Raw genomic sequence first — 19,928 nt, forward strand, 5'->3', positions numbered from 1 at the left:
GAGCGAGGCACTTCGGCGCCGTCCGTCTTCCGGATGGCCCGCGGAACCGGCGCTCCAATTCCGACGAAGGCCGCGAGCAAAATATTCCGGCAACCTATTCTGAGGGGCGGATCGCTTCGATCATGAGGTAGAGGCCGAGCTGGCGCGCCACAGCAAGCAGGAGCGCACGCGGCCAAAGGCGCCGGGCGATCGACAGAAGACGTCCGCGATGACGCTGGCCCGTTGCGGCGGAGAGCAAGTCACCCGGGCTCAGTTCGACTTCCATCTTGACCATCTGCAAGCCGCTGGCCTCGACGATCGCGGCCGCCTCCTTCGTCGAGTAGGCCTTGGTGCCGGGGCTTTCGAGGTGGTTCGCATAGATCGAGGCAAGGCTGGACGACAATCGTCCATAGCGAAGCCAGAGCATGAGACCGACGATCGACCACTTGTGGTAGATCATGATCCGCGCAGTGCCCCCGGGCTTCAGCACACGGGCAACCTCCTTGAACGCCTGCGTTGTATCGGCACTGTGGTGCAGAACGCCCCAGCTGTAGACGATATCGAACGTCGCATCCGGAAAAGGAAGCCGTTCCCCGTCGGCCACTCGGAGCTCGGACTCAAGGTGGGCGAGGGCGAGGCGTTCGCGCGTCAGGTCGACGGCGCGAGGGGTCAAGTCAATGCCGCAAAGGCGGGCGGGTCCGCTGCGCGCCCATTGTTCATGGTCGGCACCCATGCCAACGCCGATTTCGAGTACAGCCTGCTCGTGTCCCTCTTCGAAGCGGGCGAAGGGCTTGATGAAGGGCTCGAGCTCGTACCTCGTCTCGCGTTGGCTGGAGAAGCGATTTGAGGCGTCGATGCCGACGGCATAAGCGGCCTCGCCGCAGGCGGCCTCGTTCCAAAAATCGCGGACAACCCTATTGTTCATGGGAGCACTCTCATCATGGCACAACTGTACCGCCCCCATGAGCCTGGCACAAGAATAGGCGCCCGCGATTGCCGATCTGCCGGAGTTCCGCAGCCTCCGGACCGGCAGGGCAAGGCTCCCTCGGCCTTCAAAATCTACCGGCAAGCCGCAAGCGCACTGTCTCGTGCAGGCCGAGCTATTGAACTCGGCACCGGAAATGGTATCAGCGCTTGGGCGAAACACAACCGGAACATGGAATGTTTGGGAAACGATGGGGGGATCCCGCGCGCCTAATCCGAACAGTGCGCCACTTGCGTTCCGAACAGATCATCAATCGCGTCAAGCGCCGAATTCTTCCGCCCAGCATCGCGCATGGACCCGCACCAGGTTTGCGCACGCCGACGGCGAGATGGCGGAATGCTGCGGGCCGGCCGGCCACCATGGTGTCCCCCCGACGCTTCCGGATTCTTGGGCAGGTGGCGGAGCTGCTGGACGGTGCCGGCTGGAACAATCCGGCAATGCCGAAGCTGTGGCTGTACAACCTGCACTATTTCGACGATTTGCGCGCTGAGGCAAGCGAGGCCCGTGCGTCATGGCATCGCGACCTGATCGACGCCTGGATCGCCGAAAATCGTCCCATGACGGGAAACGGCTGGGAACCGTATCCGATATCGCTGCGCATCGTGAACTGGGTCGCATGGGCGCTGGCGGGCAACGACCTGGGCTCCGCCGTGCGCGACAGCTTGGCAACGCAGGCGCGCGCGCTGAACTCCTCGCTCGAGTATCACCTGCTGGGCAACCATCTGCTCGCGAACGCGAAAGCCCTTGTGTTCGCGGGTTGCTATTTCTCGGGAGTCGAAGCAGACCGATGGCGACGCACCGGCCTGGATCTGCTGCAACGGGAGTGGCGCGAACAGGTGCTGTCGGACGGCGGCCACTTTGAGCTTAGTCCGATGTATCACGCCATCCTGCTCGAGGATGTCCTGGATCTCATTCAGCTTTCGAGGATCTATCCGCGCGAGCTTGCTGAAGCGGCGGCGCAATGGCCGGCCTTGGCCGCGCGTATGCTGGCCTGGCTGGGTGAAATGGTCCATCCGGACGGGGAAATCGCCTTCTTCAACGACGCGGCTTTAGGCATCGCGAGGACTTACGGGCAGCTTGCTGACTATGGGGAATCGCTGCACGTCTTGTCGAGCGCGGACGACACTACCGGTCGGCTGGCTGACAGCGGGTATGTGCGGCTGCGCTCCGGTCCCTGGCTCGCGATCCTCGATGCGGCCGAAGTCGGCCCCTCCTATCTGCCGGGACATGCGCATGCAGACACCCTCTCGCTCGAAGTGTCGTTTGGCGATCGTCGGTTGATCACCAACTCCGGGACTTCGTCTTACGCCCACGATGCAATTCGAGATGAAGAGCGTTCAACCGGCGCCCACGCGACTGTCGAGATCGATGCAGAGAATTCAACCGAAGTGTGGGCCAGCTTTCGCGTCGGGCGGCGCGCGCATCCATTCGGCAGATCGGTATCCGTGACCGGCCACATCCAGTCGGCCTCCGCCAGTCACGATGGGTACCGCTGGCTCCCTGGCCGGCCAGTCCACTGCCGCAGCGTCACGGTGTCGCCGACTTCGCTAGTTGTTCGGGACCGCGTCACGGGCGAGGGAAGCCACACGATCATCGGTCGTTTTCCGCTGCACCCGCTGGTCGGTCGTATTTGCCCGGACGGGCAAGGCTGGTCGATCGAGGTGCCAGGGGAGCCGCGGCTTCGTGTGTCAGCGAGGGGAGCGTCGCAATTCCTGCTGAACGACGGGTACTACGCGCCGAGTTTTGGGCAACGAATCTTGCGACCGGTCCTTGCCTGGAGCTATACGGGCGGGCTACCCATGGAAGTCGAAACCCGGTTCGAGCTCTGATTTGCGTATCCTCTTCGTCACCGATCACTATCCGCCTGAGGCGAGTGCGCCTTCCATCCGCTGCAGCACGCACGCGAAGCGTTGGATCGAGCGCGGCCATCAGGTCACCATGCTGACCAATTTTCCAAACCACCCGGATGGCAAGGTGTTCGGCGGCTATCGGCAATCGCTCTACAAACGTGAAATGTACGACAACGTAGACGTTTTACGCGTCCCGACGCTGGTGTTTCCCAATCGTGGCGCAATTTTGCGAATTCTCGACTACCTGAGCTTTGTGCTGACGGCGAGCCTTGCATCGCCTTTTGTCGCCCGGCCGGACGTCGTTATTGCGACGTCGCCACACATATTTGCCGCCATCGCGGGATGGATTGCGAGCCGCGTTCACCGCAGGCCGTTCGTGTTCGAAGTGCGCGATCTCTGGCCAGACTCGATTGTCGCCGTTGGCGCCATGAAGGAAGGACGGGTGGTCAATCTTGTCCGGCGTGTGGAGCGCTTTCTCTACAGGCACTCGGATCTCATCGTTACGGTCACCCATACGACCCGCGACGTGCTGATGTCGCGGGGAATCGATGCCGACAAGATCGTCGTAGTCACCAATGGTGCAGACACATCCAAACTCGCCCCCGGATGCGCGCCATCGTCGTTGCGCGAGAGGCTTGGAACCGAGAACAAGGTAGTCGTTTCATACATCGGCACTGTCGGCATGGCGCATGGGCTACAGCTCATCCTCGACGCGGCAGACGAGTGCCTGACCCGCGTTCCCGAGGCGCAATTTATCATCGTCGGGTCCGGTGCGGAGCGCGAGGAGTTGCAACAACAGGCCCAACGTCGGGGACTGCGGAATGTGCTGTTTGTCGGTCCCGTGTCGCACGATGAGACCATCGACTATTGGCATTTGAGCGACTTCACGCTGGTATTGCTGAAGAACACCCCATTGTTCAGGACAGTGTTGCCATCGAAGGTTTTTGAGGCCTTGGCGACCGGCACGCCAATCATCGCGAACGTACGGGGCGAGCTGGAGCGTCTACTCGAGCCGCTGGATGCAGCGAAGATCATCGAGCCCGACAGCGTGGAGGAGTTGGTGCGCGCCATCGCGGAGCTCGCACGAGATCCGGCACGCCGGCGTTTGCTTGCGGCAAACGCCGCTACCGGGAGCAAACGCTACGAGCGCACAGCGCTGGCCGATAGCATGCTGGAAGCTTTGCAACGCTTGTGCCCTGGGAAACACGAATCGGACCGGTCGGATCGCGATCTCGCTCAGGACAAGACGGGCTAACTGCGCAGGCTGCCGCAACGCTTCTCCAACTGTTTGGAATTTAAAGCTTTTTTGGGGTGGTCGATTCCGGGCGATTCGCCCGGTTCCGGCCCCCTTTGAGTTTGTATATTTCCGCGTGACTGGTTACACAGCGCCGCCGGGGGCTCCCCGGGGTGAGCGTTGAGGCGGACAGCAAACCCGACGATGCGAAAAGTCATTGCAATATTTGGAACGCGTCCGGAGGCCATCAAGATGGCGCCGGTCGTGACCGAGCTGCGGCGCAGCCAAAGCCTCGATCTGCGGGTCTGTGTGACGGGTCAGCATCGGGGCATGCTGGATCAGGTGCTGGATCTCTTCGCAATCAAGCCCGACCACGACCTCAACCTGATGTCGCCCAACCAGGCGTTGGACCAACTTACCGCCAAGCTTCTCACCGGGATCGGGCAGGTGCTGGATCAGGAGAAGCCAAACCTGGTCCTGGTCCACGGCGATACCTCGACCACGCTCGCCGGTTCGCTGGCTGCGTTCTACCGCAGGCTGCCCGTGGGGCATGTGGAAGCAGGTCTGCGATCCGGCTCGCTGTCCGCGCCGTGGCCGGAAGAGATGAACCGCCGGGTCGCAACCCTTGCGACCCGGTTTCACTTCGCGCCAACCGAGCGGTCGCGGCAAAATCTCCTCGCGGAAGCGGTCGATCCTTTCCATATCCACCTGACCGGCAACACCGTCATCGATGCGCTGATGGAAACCGTGGAGCGGCTGAGGAGTGCGCCCTCTGCGGGCGCCGAACTGCGAGGCCGGTTCAGCTACCTCGATCCCGATCTTCCGCTGATCCTCGTGACAGGACATCGGCGGGAGAACTTCGGTGACGGGTTCGAAAATATCTGCAATGCGCTGCTTGACATTGTCACACAGCATAACGTGCAGATCGTCTATCCTGTCCACCCCAATCCCAACGTTCTGGCGCCCGTCCAGCGCGTGCTCGGTGCACAGAAGCGGATTCATTTGATCGACCCGCTGGACTACGAACCATTCGTCTATCTGATGGAGCGTTCGCGTCTCATCATCACCGACTCCGGCGGCGTGCAGGAAGAGGCGCCGTCGCTGGGCAAGCCGGTCCTGGTGATGCGCGAAACCACCGAGCGTCCCGAGGCTGTCGACGCTGGAACCGTGATTCTCGTGGGCACGTCCCGGGAGCGTATTGTCGAAGAGACAACCAGGTTGTTGACCGACCGCGATCACTATGGGCGGATGGCGCAATCGATTAATCCTTACGGCGACGGCCTCGCCGCAAAGCGAATTCGCAAGGTGATCGAGGATCAACTGTGAGCGACGTAAAGCAAAAAGCGATTTGTGTGGTCGGGCTCGGCTATATAGGGCTCCCAACTGCGGTCGTACTCGCCTCGCGCGGTGTTTCGATCGTGGGTGTCGATGTCAGCGAGGCGGTCGTCGCCCAGATCAACCGTGGCCAGGTTCACATCGTGGAGCCCGACCTCGATGCGGTGACCGCGCGCGCGGTTCAGGTCGGAAAGTTGCGCGCGGCGACGAAGCCTGCGCCGGCGGATGCCTTCATCATTGCCGTCCCCACGCCATTTCATGATGGGAAGGCGGACCTCAGCTATGTCGAGGCCGCGGCTGCATCCATCGCGCCGGTCCTGAAGCGCGGCGATCTCGTCGTGCTGGAATCGACCTCTCCGCCAGGGACGACGGAACGGATGGCCGCGCAGCTTGCGGCTCTGCGCCCCGATCTGCAGATGCCCACTTCGGATGTCGAGGATTGCGACGTTCACATTGCCTATTGCCCCGAGCGTGTGTTGCCCGGACGCGTGCTGGTCGAGCTGGTCGAGAACGATCGGGTGATCGGCGGCATCACGACCAAATGCTCGGCGCGCGCCGAGGAGCTCTATCGCATCTTCTGCACCGGCAGCCTGCTGAAGACCAACGTCCGCACGGCGGAGATGTGCAAGCTGACCGAAAACTCGTTCCGCGACGTCGGCATTGCCTTCGCAAACGAGCTATCGATCGTCTGCGACAAGCTCGGCATCAACGTCTGGGAGCTGATCCGGCTCGCCAACCATCATCCGCGCGTCAATATTCTGCAGCCGGGCCCAGGCGTCGGCGGCCATTGTATCGCGGTGGATCCCTGGTTCATCGTCGAGGCGGCTCCACAGGAATCCCGCCTGATCCGCACCGCGCGTGAAGTCAACGACGGCAAGCCGTCTTACGTTCTCGAGAAGATCAAGACCGCCATCGCCGGCGCGCGGTCGGTGGGCGCCTACCCGAAGGTGCTGACGCTCGGTCTCGCCTTCAAGCCCGACGTCGACGATTTCCGCGAAAGCCCGGCGCTCGAGATCGCCGAAGAGGTGGCTGAGTGGAACAGCTGCGAACTGCTGGTGTCGGAACCCTTCGCCGAGCTGTTGCCGGGAAAGCTTGCCACGCACAAGAACGTGCGCATGGTGCATGACGTCGCCGAGGCGATCGCCGAGGCGCATATCGTCGTCATGCTGGTCAATCATCGTGCCTACAACGAAATCGCGCCGGCCGAACTGAACGGCAAGGTGGTAATCGACACGCGCGGAGTATGGTCGTGAAGCAGCTTCTGGTCCGGTCGGGTAAGGTCTTCCTGCAGGACGTCCCGGCGCCCGTCGCCGGCCCGAAGAACGTGCTGGTCCGGGTGGAGCGTTCGTGCGTGAGCGTCGGCACCGAGATGGCCGGCGTCAAGATGTCGGGCCTCCCGCTGTATCGCCGCGCCCTCAAGCAGCCGCACCATGTCAAGCGCGTGCTTCAACTCATGCGCGATCAGGGCGTGGCGCGCGTCTACAAGCAGGTCAAGGGCAAGCTCGATGCGGGACTGCCGACCGGGTACTCGGCCGCCGGCACAGTCATCGCTGTCGGATCGGAGGTCGACGGAATCGCGGTCGGCGATCGCGTTGCCTGCGCCGGCGCGGGCGTTGCCAACCACGCCGAGGTCATCGACGTCCCGGTCAATCTGTGCGTTCCCGTCCCGCAGCAGGTCTCCTTCGACGCGGCCGCCACGGTGACGCTCGGGGCCATCGCGATGCAGGGCGTGCGTCGCGCGCAGCCGACGCTTGGCGAGACAGTCGTCGTGATCGGGCTCGGAATTCTCGGGCAGATCACGGCGCAGCTCCTGACCGCCAATGGCTGCCGCGTCATCGGCACCGACGTGGACAACAAGCGCATTGCGACCGCGCTGGAAAATGGCCTCGATCACGGCATCAACCCGAACGACAGCAATCTGGTCGATAGCATTATCAAGCTGACCGATGGCTTCGGCGCCGACGTCGCGATCATCACGGCTGCCTCTGCCTCCAGCGATATTCTCGCTCAGGCTTTTCAGTCCTGCCGCAAGAAGGCGCGCGTGGTGATTGTCGGCGACGTCGGCCTGAACATGGCGCGATCGGACATCTACACCAAGGAGCTCGATGTCCTGATCTCCTGCTCCTACGGACCCGGACGCTACGATCCCGTCTATGAGGAGGAGGGCGGAGACTACCCGCTCGCCTATGTCCGCTGGACCGAGAACCGCAACATGGGCGAATATCTCCGGCTGCTCGCGGCTGGGCGCGTTCGGCTCGACAACATGTTGCGGGAGCCCTATCCGATCGACCGTGCCGAAGAGGCGTATGGCCGGCTGGCGGGCGAGGGTGAGAAGCCGCTGCTGGTTCTGCTGCAGTATCCGCACCGCGAAGAGGCCGTGCGGTCCGTGCTGCAGATTGCCCCTCCGAAGCCCGTCGATGGCCGCATCAAGATCGCGGTCGTCGGGGCCGGCAGCTTTGCGCAGGGCATGCACCTGCCGAACCTGAAGAAGCTTGCCGACAAGTTCGACCTTCGCAGTGTCGTGAGCCGCACCGGCCTGTCTGCGCGCACGGCCGCCGAGCGCTTTGGTTTCAGCACCGCGAGCACCGATTTTCAGGCTGTTCTCGATGACCCGCAGGTCGATCTCGTCCTCATCGCAACACGGCACGACCTGCACGCCGAAATGACCTTGGCGGCGCTGAAGGCCGGCAAGCATGTCTTCGTCGAGAAACCGACGTCGATGACCGAAGAGGGCTTGGACGCGATCGAGGCGTTCTACGCGGACAACCCGAATGGACCGCTCCTGATGACGGGATTCAACCGGCGGTTCGCGCCGGCTGTCACCGCGGCCCGCGAAGCGATCAAGGGGCGCCTGTCGCCGATGATTGTGAACTACCGCATGAATGCCGGCTACATTCCCTCCGATCATTGGGTGCATGGCCCGCATGGGGGAGGCCGCAACATCGGCGAAGCCTGCCACATCTACGATCTCTTCAATGCGCTCACCGGCAGCCAGCCCGTCGAGGTTCAGGCCCGGTCGATTGTACCGGCCAGCGGCCATTGGCGCCGCGACGACAATTTCGTCGCCACGGTGCGTTACGCCGATGGCTCGCTATGCACGCTGACCTATACCTCGCTGGGCTCGAAGGAGTTCCCCAAGGAGCGCTTCGATATCTTTGTGGACGGGAAAGTTCTCGTGCTCGACGACTACAAGCGATTGGAGGTCACCGGCGCAAAGGGGGGCTGGAAGGGCCTGACCATTGAAAAGGGACAGCTCGAGGAGTTGGTGGCGCTCGCCGAAGCCTTCAAACCGGGCGGCGAATGGCCGATCTCGCTCGCCAATCAGCTGTCGGCGACGCGGGTCAGTTTCGCGGTCGAGAAACAGCTCGCTGAGTGAGGCAGTGCGTTCCGTTGCAGTGCTCGGGACATAGTCGAACGATCGATGTATGCCCCGCGCTCTCCAATTTGGGAATTTCGAAGACGCAGCCCGATCCTTTAGCTCTCGATACGCGCCAAAAGACGGCGGATTTGCGCCCTTGCAGGCTCGAAGCCTCGTTGGTAACTATGCAACCCGCTAGGCCGTTTTCGTCCCATCTCGGTCGCAAGCGGTTCTCGCCTCGGTCTGGAAGGCGAGCACGTCGCGGTAGAACTCGACCATACCATCCGCAGGATCTGAGTTTCTTGTCGGTCTTCTTTGCAGGGGGACTTCTTGAGAAGCGTTTTCGAGGTGTGAACTAATGTACGTGATCGGAATCAGCTCGGGGATCAAGCATGGTCACCATGATGGCGCTGCCGTGTTGTTGCGCGACGGTGAGCTGATTGCTGCCGCGGAAGAGGAAAGGTTCACACTTGCCAAGCACGCGCGCGGCGAGCTGCCGCGTGGGGCGATCGGCTTCTGCCTGAAGCAGGCCGGCATCACCATGCGCGACGTCGACTGGATCTGCTCGCCGCTGAAGACCTACACGAACTACACGCAGCGCCTCACAGAATATTTCAGGTACCAGTTCGGTCACAGCCCGAAGATCGAGCTCTACGACCATCACCTCTGTCACGCCGCGAGCTCGTTCTACGGATCCGGTTTTTCTGAGGCGACCGTCGCCTGCTTCGATTTCTCCGGCGATTCCAGCTCCGGTCTCGTCGCCCATGCCCGCGGTAACGACTTCCGCGTGCTGACGCGGTTCGGCCGCAACAACAGTCTCGGGCTCTATTACGGGATGCTGACCCAGTATCTCGGCTATCAGATGACCAATGACGAGTACAAGGTCATGGGCCTGTCGTCCTATGGCAGCCCCGACTATCTCGACAAGTTTGCGAAATTATTGCGCCCGGCCGGCATCAATTACGAGCTCGATCCCGAGCTCGACAAGCGCCGGCGCGACGCAGAAATCTTCAGCAGCGATTTCTCGACGCGGCAGGAGCGCATCTTCACCGAGAAGATGGAGGAGATTCTGGGGCCGCGGCGCCTGCGTGGTGCGCCGCTCGACCAGCGGTTCACCAACATCGCAGCCAGCGGCCAGAAGCAGCTCGAGATCGTCACCACCGAGGTGATCCGCTCCGCGATCGCCGAGACCGGTTGCGGCGACGTCTGCATCGCCGGCGGCGTCGGCCTGAACTGCAAGATGAACATGGAGATCGCGGCCGAGCCGTCCGTGAAGCGTCTCTACGTTCCGCCGGTGCCGCATGATGCGGGCGTGGCGCTGGGCGCCGCGATGATGAAATGCGCGGAAGCTGGCCACACGATCGCACCGCTGACCCATGCCTATTGGGGACCGGAATATTCCAACGACACGATCAAGGAGACGCTGGACAAGATCGGCGCGCGGTTTGAGCTGCTCGACGATCCCGTGTCGCGCTGCGTCGCCGACCTGACGGAGCAGAGAACTGTCGGCTGGTTCCAGGGGCGCATGGAGTACGGTCCGCGCGCGCTCGGCAACCGCTCGATCCTGGCCGATCCGCGCCATACGGGCATGAAGGACCGCATCAACCTCACCATCAAATATCGCGAGGAGTTCCGCCCGTTCTGCCCGTCGGTGCTTTACGAGCGCCAGGCCGAATATTTCGAGGACACATTCGACGCGCCCTTCATGGTGGTGACGTTCCCGGTTAACGATAAAGTCGCAGAGACCATGCCTGCGGTGGTCCATGTCGACAACACCGCGCGCATCCAGAGCGTCCATGCGGACAGCAATCCGCTCTACAGCCGACTGATCGGCGAGTTCGCGAAAGCCACTTCGTTACCGGTTCTGATCAACACCAGCCTGAACATCAACGAGCAACCGACCGTGAACGCGCCGCTGGAAGCGCTGCACACCTATTTCTGCTCGGGTCTGGACGTGCTGTATCTCGGGCCCTACCGACTATCGAAGCCGCACTAAGCAAGTGGATCGGTCCGGGGGAGCTCAACGGACCGATGATGCAGTTCGTCCGTTGTGGTCGGGGCTTCTCGCGAACCCGCCCGAATTGATGAAGGATCTGACGCCGTTTGTCCGACGAATGTAGTGCTAGAGCGATTTCATGAACTTCAGGAAGATGCGACGGGGCAATCTGGCCGTCGGTGTGGCGGTCTCCGCCTACATCGCGACCTCGGGTACCGCTGCGCTAATTCCGTTTCCTGTTGGACAAGAACAGTTCGGCCAATTGTTCTTTCCTCAGGAAGTTCCTTACGCGTGGATGACCACGCTCGGATCTCCAACTTACTGGCTTTTGTTTCTACTGACGCTCGTCGTTCTGCCGATTGCTGCGATCGCTACCGAGAAGGTCATTGCGTCAGCAACCCTCTCATTTTCCGACGAGGTGCCCCTGTGGATTCCGCTGGTGTTGGCGGGCGCCATGATCGCTTTCTGCGTTTACAGGCTTGCGCAGGCGGGCGGCTTGTGCGCGGCGAGGCGTGGGATCAGAGCCTGTGCTACGAGAAGATCCTGAGGCGGGTCGAATTGTTCAGGCTGCTTGGTAACAAGTACTATTCGTTCGTCTATTGCCCATCATCGGTTGCTATCTGCTGGCGCGGGGATTGCTCAAGCGTGAAAAGGTCAGCCTCGGGGCCTGCGCGGCGCTGAGCGTGATCGTTCTTTGGCTTGATGTCGCAACTATTCAGAAAGCACCGGCGCTTCTCTATGTGCTGGTGCTCGGATGGATGTTGGCGCTCTCTGGATTCGGCCTCGTGCGCAGCGCGGTCGTGACGATCGCGGCAGGAGCAACGATCTACCTGGCCCTGGCTCTGAGCCAATTTTGCGAAGTTAAGAGCCCCGGCCAGACGCTTGTGAGTCCCCCGGGACCGTCGCTCGCGGTTCCGCTGCCTGGTTCGGACTCATCGTCCCCGCTTGGCTCGCCATCAACCGCCGATGGAGAGCCGTCGGAGAGCGGACTCAGTGGAGTGTTGAAGAAGGCAATTTGGATCGTGCGAACGGGCGTATTCAGGATGGCGGTTGGAATTCCATACTATGTGCAGATATTTTCGGATCCCGATCAACGTTGCGGCATAGTGCGGCCGACCTTCAGCGGACTTCTTGCTCCGCAGCCTTGCTATCCGGCCACGAAAGTGTTCGCAGTGATCTATCCCGTCATCACATACACGACGGGTTCGCAACCGGCCGGTGTGAGCCTGTCAGGCTATGCTGAGGGGGGGGGGACTCTTTTACGCTGTCTTGGCGACCGTGATCGCCGGTTCACTAATTAGTTCAATTTCAATCCTTGCGAGAGGCAACGATCCCATGAACATTGCCACGCAGGTGGCAGGCTGCCTCTACGCGTATTACGTGACTCAGGTGCCTCTAACGGCGACGCTGCTGGATAGCTACGGCCTCGTTTGGTTGATGGCTCCGCTTGCCGCAATGCGTGCGCTGACATGGATGATCAGCATCACTCTCCGAAAATGACGCGCCTTGCGTCGCAAGCTGCTTGATGTCGGTCACCTCGATCAGCTTTGTCGGCGTGCTAGACTTGAGTTGAATCGCTCACGCTCAGCGCAAGGAGAGCGCTTGCCGCACGAACGCTTCGAGGTTTCCATTTTGAAACAATAGGCCCCGAATGCCCGCAGATTCGGCCGCCTCCATGTCGCTTGGCTTGTCGCCGATCAGGATGCTTCTGTCGGCGGCCACCGGAAAGCGCTTGAGGAGATCGGTGATCATGCCGGGCGCGGGCTTGCGACGGTCGCTTACGCGTCGATAGCGCTCGATGGCGGCTTCGGGATGGTCGGGACAGTATTCAAATGCGTCGATGTGCGCGCCGATCACCGCCAGCTCCTTCGCGATCCAGCGATGGAGAGTCTGGACGTCGCTCTCCTCGAAGAACCCGCGCGCCACACCCGACTGGTTGGTGACGACAAAGGCAAAATAGCCCGCCTCGTTGACGAGCTTGACCGCTTCACGGGCGCCGTCTTTCCACTCGAACTTGGTCGCCTCGAAGACGTAGCCGTGATCGTGATTGAGTACGCCATCGCGGTCGAAAAAGACCGCCGGGCGCGCCATTGTCACTGTCATCCGCCGCCCCTGAAAAGTTGATATCTCTCCTCACAGCCCTTCAAGTGGTTTGTCAAGGATCCGAAGCAGAGTTGCGCCCCTCTCGATGCTAGCGGATGGAATGACTGCCCTTGTTGGGGCCTTCCGATCGACCGCGCAATCTCAGCAGTTTTTGGACGCGCCACGAAATAAGGGCGATGATCGCAACTGTCACCAAGATTGGCACAACCGTGAGTTCGACGGGCTTGTCCTCGAGTAAGGACGCTCGGCCGGTGGCGCCGAGGAAGGTGAACAGGAAGACCTGCGGGGCACTGAATACCAAAGTGGCCAAGATGAACGACACCAGATGGATTTTTGTAAGTCCGAAAAGATAGTTTTGTAACGCGCTTGGCACCGGGGCACCGAGTCGCATGAGAGCGACGATGCGCCATCCTTCCTTGTCGACAGCTTCGGCTATCGCTTCCAATCTAGATCGTTGTTCGAGCTTTCGTCGTAACCACTCGGACGCGATATGGCGGGCTAGCAGAAACGCCAGCGTTCCTCCCGTTGTGCCGGCCACCAGGATGATGGGAGCCGCACCAATCCCAAATGATGCGCCGGCCGCAACGATAAGGATCGTCCGAGGAAAGACTATCAGCGCCGCCAACCCAAAGAACAGCGCGAGAACGGCACCCGATGTGACGGAAAGATGCCCCAACCCCTCGAATGCCTCGATGATATAATCTGTCATAGGAGTTGCTTTGCGCCATCTGTGCAGACCAATCAACCCACCCAAAAGCCACAAGTGGGTGTATCCGGACCTTAGGCGAGGCCTACTTCTTGATTGACCCCAGCCGTCGCTTAGGGCAGGAGTAGCAACTCACGGTAGTGCATTTTTTGGATAGTAGTGAATTATCGTGGGTAAGGAATTTTCCCGTGCGTGGCAGGTGCGGCGCGCAGCAATTTATTCGGTCGGGATAGCGGGCGGTGTGGGGCTCGCGCTACTCGCCATTTTCGGCCTTTTCGACGATGCGCTTGAGAGCCGAATGTACAGGAATTGCCTGGCGGGCCACGCCGACAGGCCGTTCTTATGCCTAACCGAGGAACGCGCACTACGGCTAAGATTCTACGTGCCTTAATATCCCCGCCGCCAACAACGACCGACGCGCGTCCATGCCAGCAAGGGACCGCGAGAGCATATGCCGTCGCGCCTGCCTATTTGCACCGATTTCGTGCAGAATTCCCTACTACCAGGGAATTGGGGTTTGAGCGCTTACCGCTCGTCCGCGATCACCTTGCCGTCGTTCGGCAGCGCGCCCGGGCTGACCAGCTCGACGTTGCCGCCGAGTTTCGTCACCGCGCGCAAGGTGCCTGCAATTTCCTCGCGCAAGGCGTCGCTCGCGGCCGCAGTTTCCGCTCGCAGCGTCATCGCATCGGCCTCGCCCTGGCGCATGACGACGAGGCGCAGGCGCCCGAGCGCGGCATGGCGCTTGCCGATCTCGGCGACCTGCTCCGGTCGGACGAACATGCCCTTGACCTTGGTGGTCTGGTCGGCGCGGCCCATCCAGCCCTTGATGCGCATGTTGGTGCGGCCGCATTTGCTCGGACCCGGCAACACCGCGGTAAGGTCGCCGAGCGCGAGACGGATCCAGGGATGGTGCGGATCGAGCGAGGTCACTACGATCTCGCCGACGTCGCCCGGCGCGACGGGATCGCCGGTGCCGGGTTTGACGATCTCCATGATGAGATCCTCGTTCACCACCATGCCCTCGCGCGCCTCGGTCTCGAAGGCGATGAGGCCGAGGTCGGCGGTGCCGAAGGCCTGGTAGGCGTCGATGCCGCGTGCCTTGATTTCAGCCTGGAGCGAGGGCGGGAAGGCCGCACCCGAGACCAGCGCGCGCTTGATCGATGAGACGTCGCGCCCCGAGCTTGCTGCGGCATCGAGCAATATCTTCAGAAAGTCAGGTGTGCCGCTATAGCCGACCGGACGGTAGGCCTCGATCAGCTCGAATTGCTGCTCGGTATTGCCGGGACCGGCCGGGATCACCGCGCAGCCGAGCGCGCGGGCCGAGGCATCGAAGATGAAGCCGCCGGGGGTGAGGTGGTAGCTGAAGGTGTTGAGCACGATGTCATCGGGGCGGAACCCGGCCGCGAACAGCGCCCGCGCACCGCGCCAGGGATCGGCCTGCCGCCCTTCAGGCTCGAAGATCGGACCGGGAGAGGTGAAGAGGCGGGCGAACGACCCCGGGGCTGCCGGCACGAAGCCGCCGAAGGGCGCTGAGGCCTTGTGCAGGGCGGGGAGCTCCGACTTGCGCAGCACCGGCAGGCCCGCCAGCGCCGACCTGGAGGTCACGGCGGCCGGATCTATGCCCTTCAGCCGCTCGGCGTAGGCGGGTGCGGCCATCGCGCCGCGCAGCACGTCCGGCAGGCGGGAGAACAGCTCTGCCTCGCGCACGGCCGGTTCGCGCGTCTCGCGGGCGTCGTAATGGGCGGTCATGGCTGGTCTTTCCGGGTTGGCATCCGTTGCACGCCGCCGCTGGCATGGGTATCAGACGGCCAGTGTCGAGGCGTGGAGAGGACGCGATGGCGGACGAAGGCATCATTGCAGCGGGCGAGGCGGCAGACGTCGTCGCGCGCCTGAAGCGCCGCACGGTCGACGAGGCGCTGCCGCTGTGGTCGTCCGTCGGCTGGGACGATGCGGCAGGCGGTTTCGTCGACCGGCTGCACCGTGACGGCACGGCTGACACGGCCGCACCGCGGCGCGTGCTCGTGCAGGCGCGCCAGATCTATTGTTACGCCAAGGCGGCGCAGATGGGCTGGTACCCTGGGGGGCGCGCCATCGCGCTGAAGGGGCTGGAGCATCTGCTCAGCAAAGCGAAGGCGCCCGACGGCCGGCCTGGCTACGTGCACCGGCTGACGCCGGATGGCGCCGTGCTGGACGCCCGGCGCGATGCTTACGACCACGCCTTCATCCTGTTTGCGCTCGCGGCCGTCTACGGGCTCGACCAGGATGCGCAAATTCGCGCCGAGATCGACGCGCTGCTTGCCTTCCTCGACGGACATCTGCGCTCGCCGCATGGCGGTGTGCACGAAAGCCTGCCGGTCTCGCTGCCGCGCCGGCAGAACCCGCACATGCATCTGTTCGAGGCGATGATCGCGTGCTTCGATGCGACCCACGATCTGTCGTTCCAGAACCGCGCCGGCGAGTTCTTCGCGCTGTTCCTCGCCAATCTCTACGACAAGCAGAAGCGGATCCTGACGGAGTATTTCGAGGAGGACTGGTCCAAGATCGAGCCGGTCAGCGTCGAGCCCGGCCATCAGGCCGAGTGGGTCTGGCTGCTGAAAGGGTTTGAACGCATCACGGGTTGCCCGACCGGGCAACGTCGCGCCGAACTGCTCGCGACCGCGCTGCGCTATCGCGACGAGGCCACGGGGTGCCTGGTCGACGAGGGCGATGCCAGCGGCAACATCCGTCGCAGCACGCGCCGGCTGTGGCCGCAGACCGAGATGGCCAAGGCGTGGATCGCGCAGGCCGAGTCCGGCGAGGCGGGCGCTGCGGACGAGGCGCGCGCGGCGCTGGTGCGGCTCGAACGGCATTATCTCAGCCATCCCGTGAAGGGCGGCTGGTACGACCAGTTCGATCGCGACGGCAAATCGCTGGTCGACACCATTCCTGCGTCGTCGTTCTATCATGTTCTCTGTGCAGTCACGGAAGCGGAGCAGGTGCTGAGCTGAGTTTCACAGCCACCGTTTGCGCCGCTTGAAACTCTTGAGGTTCTTGAAGCTCTTGCGCTGATCGCCGGCGCCGCCGAGGTAGAACTCCTTGACGTCCTCGTTGTCGCGCAGCTCGTCCGCGGTGCCGTCGAGCACCACCTTGCCCTGCTCCATGATGTAGCCGTGGCTCGCCACCGACAGCGCGGCGCGGGCGTTCTGCTCGACCAGCAGGATGGTGACGCCGAGGTCGCGGTTGATCTTCTGGATGATCGAGAACACCTCTTTCACCAGCAGCGGCGACAGGCCCATCGAGGGCTCGTCCATCAGGATCATCTTCGGGCGCGCCATCAGAGCGCGGCCGATCGCAAGCATCTGCTGCTCGCCGCCTGAGAGATAACCGGCAAGGCCGGTGCGCTCCTTCAGGCGCGGGAAATAGTTGAAGACCATGTCGAGATCGGCATCGACCTCGCGATCCCTGCGGGTGAAGGCGCCGAGCTTGAGGTTTTCGAGCGACGTCATGTCGGCGACGATGCGCCGGCCCTCCATCACCTGGAAGATGCCACGACGCACGATCTTGTCGGGATCGATGCCGGCGATGGCGGAGCCCTCGAACAGGATCTCGCCACGCGTGACCTCGCCGTCCTCGGTCTTGAGCAGCCCCGAGATCGCCTTCAGCGTCGTCGACTTGCCGGCGCCGTTGGCGCCCAACAGCGCCACGATCGCGCCTTTGGGCACGTCGAGGCTGAGGCCGCGCAGCACCAGGATGACGTCGTCGTAGACGACTTCGATGTTGCGGACGGCGAGGAGGGGCGGTGCGGGCACGGCGCTGGGGGAGGGACGCTCGATGTGAGCCGGTTCACTCATGGCTAGTTACTCTCTCGGTGTCGTCGCCCGGCTTGCCCGGGCGACCCAGTATTCCAGAGACGTCGAAGCTTCACCGAGAGGCCGCGGCGTACTGGATCCCCCGCTTTCGCGGGGGATGACGGTTGTGTGTGTAGGAATAGCCGGGCTCACCACCCCAGCAATTCCGGCTTGCGCGGCAGCTCGACGGTCTTGACCTTCTCGAGCTTGATCGTGCCCTTGGCCATGAGATCATTGAGGTCGCCGTCGGTCGCACCCGCGATCTTGGTGCGATAGAGGTCGACCTTCAGCGTGCCGCGGTGGTCCTTGTCGGTCCAGGTCGAGGCATTGCAGACGCCGTCCATTCCGGCCGGCACCCAGTCCTTCTTCTGGTAGAAGCCCTTGGCGACGTTCTCGCCGGTCGCCCCGCCGTTCTTGGCAGCCCAGTCGAGCGCCTCCCTCATGTAGAGCGCCGAGCAGACCGCCGCGATGTAATGCACGGGCCGGTAGACCTTGCCGGTGGGGTCGGACATCTTGGAGATCTCCATCACCGTCTTCATGCCGGGCGCATCGCCGCCCCAGCTCACTGCGGTGCGCAGCGGGAAGATCACGCCGTTGGCGGCATCGCCGGCGGTCTTGGCGGCGTTCTCGTCCATGCCCCAGACATTGCCGAGGAACTGGATCTCGACGCCGGCGGTCTTGCAAGCCTTCAGGACGGAGATGTTGGAAGCCGCGGTGTTGCCGAGATAGGCGTAGTTGGCACCGGAGGATTTCAGGCTCAGGCACTGCGCGCTGTAGTCACCCGGTGTGAGCGCGAACACCAGCGGCGGCAGCACCTCGAAGCCGAGCTCCTGCGCCATGGCTTCGCCTGCGGCCTTCGGCGCGTTCGGATAGGGGTGGTTGGCGCCCATGTGCACGAACTTCGGCTTGCCGGCCTTGCCCTTGGCCTTCCAGTCCTCGGCCGCCCACATCAACATCGCGCGCAGCGAGTCCGAATAGCTCGGGCCGTAGAAGAAATTATAAGGCGCAGGCTTGGCCTTGCCGCTCACGCCCTCGGGATCGGTGAGGGCTGCGGCATAGGAGCCGGAGAGGTCGGGGATCTTGTCCTGGGCGAGGAAGCCGGTCAGCGCTTCGGTGTCCGCGGTGCCCCAGCCCATGATCGCGGCGACCTTGGAGTCCGGCGCCGACCATTTCTTGTAGAGCGCGATCGCGCGCGGCACCTGGTAGCCGTAGTCGTTGGTATCGACGTTGAGCTGCTTGCCGCCGACGCCGCCGTTCTTGTTGACCCAGGCGAAGGTGTCGGCGACGGCCTGGCCGTAGGGCGTGCCGACGTCGGAGGTGCCGCCGGAATAATCGGCGAGATGGCCGATCGCGATCTGCGCCTGCGCGCCGGCCGAGAATGCGGCGATCGCCAGCGCGAGCGATGCAGTGCTCAAAATGGATTTTGTCTTCATTGGTTGCCTCCTCCTGTTTTTTCGTTGGTTAGAGAGTTGCCCGCGCTCAATGCGAGAACGGGTAGAGTTTCCAGTACGCCTTGATCTGCCGCCAGCGATGCGCGAGCCCGTCCGGCTCGAACATCAGGAACGCGATGATGATCACCCCGATCGCGATCTCGCGCAGGAAGGTGATGTTGGTGTTGAGGGACAGCGCCTTGTCGATCGCGCCGCCCTTCAGGTAGAGGCTGATGAATTCCATCGTCTCAGGCAGCAGCACCACGAAGGCGGTGCCCATCAGCGTGCCCATGATCGAGCCGGTGCCGCCGATGATGATCATGGCGAGGAACAGGATCGAGCGCTCGATGCCGAAACCCTCCTGCGAGACGACGAGCTGGTAGTGGGCATAAAGCGCGCCGGCGATGCCGGCGAAGAAGGCGGCCAGCCCGAACGACAGCGTGCGGTATTTGGTGAGGTTGATGCCCATGATCTCGGCGGAGAGATAATGGTCGCGGATCGCCACCAGCGCGCGGCCATCGCGCGTGCGCATCAGATTGGTGACGAGGACGTAGCTCGCGACCACATAGGCCAGCACGACATAGAAATATTGTCGGTCGCCGCGCAGCGTGAAGCCGAAGATCGAGAACGGATTGGCGCTGGCGGGCACCGAGCCCCCGGTGAACCACTCTGCGCGGGAGAAGAAGTCGAGCAGGATGTATTGCGCCGCCAGCGTTGCGATGACGAGGTAGAGCCCCTTCAGTCGCGCCGCCGGGATGCCGAAGATCAGCCCGACCAGCGCGGTGACGACGCCCGCAAGCGGGATCGCGAAGAACACCGGGATCGGCGCGTTGTTGGAGATGTAGGCCGAGGTAAAGGCGCCGAGCAGGAAAAAGGCGGCATGGCCGATCGAGATCTGGCCGGTGAAGCCCACCAGGATGTTGAGACCGAGCGCTGCGATCGAAAAGATGCCGATCTGGATCAGGATGCTGAGCCAGTACCCGCCAAGGAATTGCGGCACGAGGCAGAGCAACAGCACGCCGATGATCGCAAAGTTGCGGCTGGTCGTGGTCGGGAAGATCGTGGTGTCCGCCGCGTAGGAGGTGCGGAAATCACCAGCAGGGATGAGGGCAGGGCCGGCCATGG

Annotated in this window: 17 protein-coding genes; 10 read left to right on the plus strand and 7 right to left on the minus strand. The window is 62.8% G+C overall.

The annotated features are described in order from the left end of the window. Window positions 1-94: 94 nt before the first annotated feature. Window positions 95-904, minus strand: a complete 810-nt coding sequence (locus tag ABIA90_RS26875) for a class I SAM-dependent methyltransferase (RefSeq protein WP_354121791.1) — start codon at window positions 902-904, stop codon at window positions 95-97. Between the two features lie 455 nt (window positions 905-1,359). Here ABIA90_RS26875 and ABIA90_RS26880 point away from each other — a divergent pair, with 455 nt between their 5' ends. From ABIA90_RS26880 to ABIA90_RS26920, 9 genes are all read left to right on the plus strand, one after another. Further along, window positions 1,360-2,793, plus strand: a complete 1,434-nt coding sequence (locus ABIA90_RS26880; protein ID WP_354121790.1) for a heparinase II/III family protein — start codon at window positions 1,360-1,362, stop codon at window positions 2,791-2,793. Between the two features lies 1 nt (window position 2,794). After that, a complete protein-coding gene (locus ABIA90_RS26885; protein WP_354121789.1) occupies window positions 2,795-4,069 on the plus strand; it encodes a glycosyltransferase family 4 protein in 1,275 nt (424 codons plus the stop codon). A 183-nt stretch (window positions 4,070-4,252) separates the two neighbouring features. Continuing rightward, window positions 4,253-5,374, plus strand: a complete 1,122-nt coding sequence (gene wecB / locus ABIA90_RS26890; RefSeq protein ID WP_354121788.1) for a non-hydrolyzing UDP-N-acetylglucosamine 2-epimerase — start codon at window positions 4,253-4,255, stop codon at window positions 5,372-5,374. After that, entirely contained in the window at window positions 5,371-6,636 is a 1,266-nt protein-coding gene (gene wecC / locus ABIA90_RS26895; protein ID WP_354121787.1) for a UDP-N-acetyl-D-mannosamine dehydrogenase, read from the plus strand. The genes wecB and wecC overlap by 4 nt, the downstream gene beginning before the upstream one ends. After that, window positions 6,633-8,759, plus strand: coding sequence for a bi-domain-containing oxidoreductase (locus tag ABIA90_RS26900; protein ID WP_354121786.1), 2,127 nt, complete (start codon window positions 6,633-6,635; stop codon window positions 8,757-8,759). The genes wecC and ABIA90_RS26900 overlap by 4 nt, the downstream gene beginning before the upstream one ends. Before the next feature lie 340 nt (window positions 8,760-9,099). After that, window positions 9,100-10,737 (plus strand): carbamoyltransferase family protein, encoded by a 1,638-nt coding sequence (locus ABIA90_RS26905; protein WP_354121785.1) that lies wholly within the window; start codon window positions 9,100-9,102, stop codon window positions 10,735-10,737. A gap of 139 nt (window positions 10,738-10,876) precedes the next feature. Then, window positions 10,877-11,284: a hypothetical protein gene (locus ABIA90_RS26910; protein ID WP_354121784.1), complete on the plus strand. Its 408-nt coding sequence runs from the start codon at window positions 10,877-10,879 to the stop codon at window positions 11,282-11,284. Between the two features lie 52 nt (window positions 11,285-11,336). Continuing rightward, the gene (locus ABIA90_RS26915; protein WP_354121783.1) at window positions 11,337-12,038 is read left to right on the plus strand and encodes a hypothetical protein; all 702 of its coding nucleotides are present in this window, start codon (window positions 11,337-11,339) and stop codon (window positions 12,036-12,038) included. Window positions 12,039-12,072: 34 nt separating this feature from the next. Continuing rightward, on the plus strand, window positions 12,073-12,237 hold the full coding sequence (locus tag ABIA90_RS26920; RefSeq protein ID WP_354121782.1) for a hypothetical protein: 165 nt from the start codon (window positions 12,073-12,075) through the stop codon (window positions 12,235-12,237). An 84-nt stretch (window positions 12,238-12,321) separates the two neighbouring features. On the opposite strand, the gene ABIA90_RS26925 is transcribed toward ABIA90_RS26920, so the two are convergent. From ABIA90_RS26925 to ABIA90_RS26935, 3 genes are all read right to left on the minus strand, one after another. Then, window positions 12,322-12,828, minus strand: coding sequence for a D-glycero-alpha-D-manno-heptose-1,7-bisphosphate 7-phosphatase (locus ABIA90_RS26925; protein WP_354121781.1), 507 nt, complete (start codon window positions 12,826-12,828; stop codon window positions 12,322-12,324). 100 nt (window positions 12,829-12,928) lie between these two features. Next, a complete protein-coding gene (locus tag ABIA90_RS26930; RefSeq protein WP_354121780.1) occupies window positions 12,929-13,549 on the minus strand; it encodes a TVP38/TMEM64 family protein in 621 nt (206 codons plus the stop codon). Between the two features lie 522 nt (window positions 13,550-14,071). Further along, on the minus strand, window positions 14,072-15,295 hold the full coding sequence (locus tag ABIA90_RS26935) for a phenylacetate--CoA ligase family protein (RefSeq protein WP_354121779.1): 1,224 nt from the start codon (window positions 15,293-15,295) through the stop codon (window positions 14,072-14,074). 86 nt (window positions 15,296-15,381) lie between these two features. Between ABIA90_RS26935 and ABIA90_RS26940 the strand changes: the two genes are divergently transcribed. Then, window positions 15,382-16,533, plus strand: a complete 1,152-nt coding sequence (locus tag ABIA90_RS26940; RefSeq protein WP_354121778.1) for an AGE family epimerase/isomerase — start codon at window positions 15,382-15,384, stop codon at window positions 16,531-16,533. Between the two features lie 3 nt (window positions 16,534-16,536). On the opposite strand, the gene ABIA90_RS26945 is transcribed toward ABIA90_RS26940, so the two are convergent. The 3 genes from ABIA90_RS26945 to ABIA90_RS26955 form a co-directional block, all read right to left on the minus strand. Then, window positions 16,537-17,376 (minus strand): ABC transporter ATP-binding protein, encoded by an 840-nt coding sequence (locus ABIA90_RS26945; protein WP_354121777.1) that lies wholly within the window; start codon window positions 17,374-17,376, stop codon window positions 16,537-16,539. Between the two features lie 146 nt (window positions 17,377-17,522). After that, window positions 17,523-18,806, minus strand: coding sequence for an ABC transporter substrate-binding protein (locus tag ABIA90_RS26950; protein WP_354121776.1), 1,284 nt, complete (start codon window positions 18,804-18,806; stop codon window positions 17,523-17,525). A 46-nt stretch (window positions 18,807-18,852) separates the two neighbouring features. After that, window positions 18,853-19,926, minus strand: coding sequence for a branched-chain amino acid ABC transporter permease (locus ABIA90_RS26955; RefSeq protein ID WP_041960455.1), 1,074 nt, complete (start codon window positions 19,924-19,926; stop codon window positions 18,853-18,855). Between the last annotated feature and the right edge of the window lie 2 nt (window positions 19,927-19,928).

The organism is Bradyrhizobium sp. LA6.8, from assembly GCF_040547935.1.
Lineage (GTDB): Bacteria > Pseudomonadota > Alphaproteobacteria > Rhizobiales > Xanthobacteraceae > Bradyrhizobium > Bradyrhizobium barranii.

Bases quoted from the DNA above. Each gene is read 5' to 3' on its own strand.
- ABIA90_RS26945 (WP_354121777.1), bottom strand. From the start codon at position 17,376: ATGAGTGAACCGGCTCACATCGAGCGTCCCTCCCCCAGCGCCGTGCCC.
- ABIA90_RS26905 (WP_354121785.1), top strand. From the start codon at position 9,100: ATGTACGTGATCGGAATCAGCTCGGGGATCAAGCATGGTCACCATGAT.
- ABIA90_RS26920 (WP_354121782.1), top strand. From the start codon at position 12,073: ATGAACATTGCCACGCAGGTGGCAGGCTGCCTCTACGCGTATTACGTG.
- ABIA90_RS26925 (WP_354121781.1), bottom strand. From the start codon at position 12,828: ATGGCGCGCCCGGCGGTCTTTTTCGACCGCGATGGCGTACTCAATCAC.
- ABIA90_RS26950 (WP_354121776.1), bottom strand. From the start codon at position 18,806: ATGAAGACAAAATCCATTTTGAGCACTGCATCGCTCGCGCTGGCGATC.
- ABIA90_RS26940 (WP_354121778.1), top strand. From the start codon at position 15,382: ATGGCGGACGAAGGCATCATTGCAGCGGGCGAGGCGGCAGACGTCGTC.
- ABIA90_RS26930 (WP_354121780.1), bottom strand. From the start codon at position 13,549: ATGACAGATTATATCATCGAGGCATTCGAGGGGTTGGGGCATCTTTCC.
- ABIA90_RS26910 (WP_354121784.1), top strand. From the start codon at position 10,877: ATGAACTTCAGGAAGATGCGACGGGGCAATCTGGCCGTCGGTGTGGCG.
- ABIA90_RS26935 (WP_354121779.1), bottom strand. From the start codon at position 15,295: ATGACCGCCCATTACGACGCCCGCGAGACGCGCGAACCGGCCGTGCGC.
- ABIA90_RS26955 (WP_041960455.1), bottom strand. From the start codon at position 19,926: ATGGCCGGCCCTGCCCTCATCCCTGCTGGTGATTTCCGCACCTCCTAC.
- ABIA90_RS26875 (WP_354121791.1), bottom strand. From the start codon at position 904: ATGAACAATAGGGTTGTCCGCGATTTTTGGAACGAGGCCGCCTGCGGC.
- wecB (WP_354121788.1), top strand. From the start codon at position 4,253: ATGCGAAAAGTCATTGCAATATTTGGAACGCGTCCGGAGGCCATCAAG.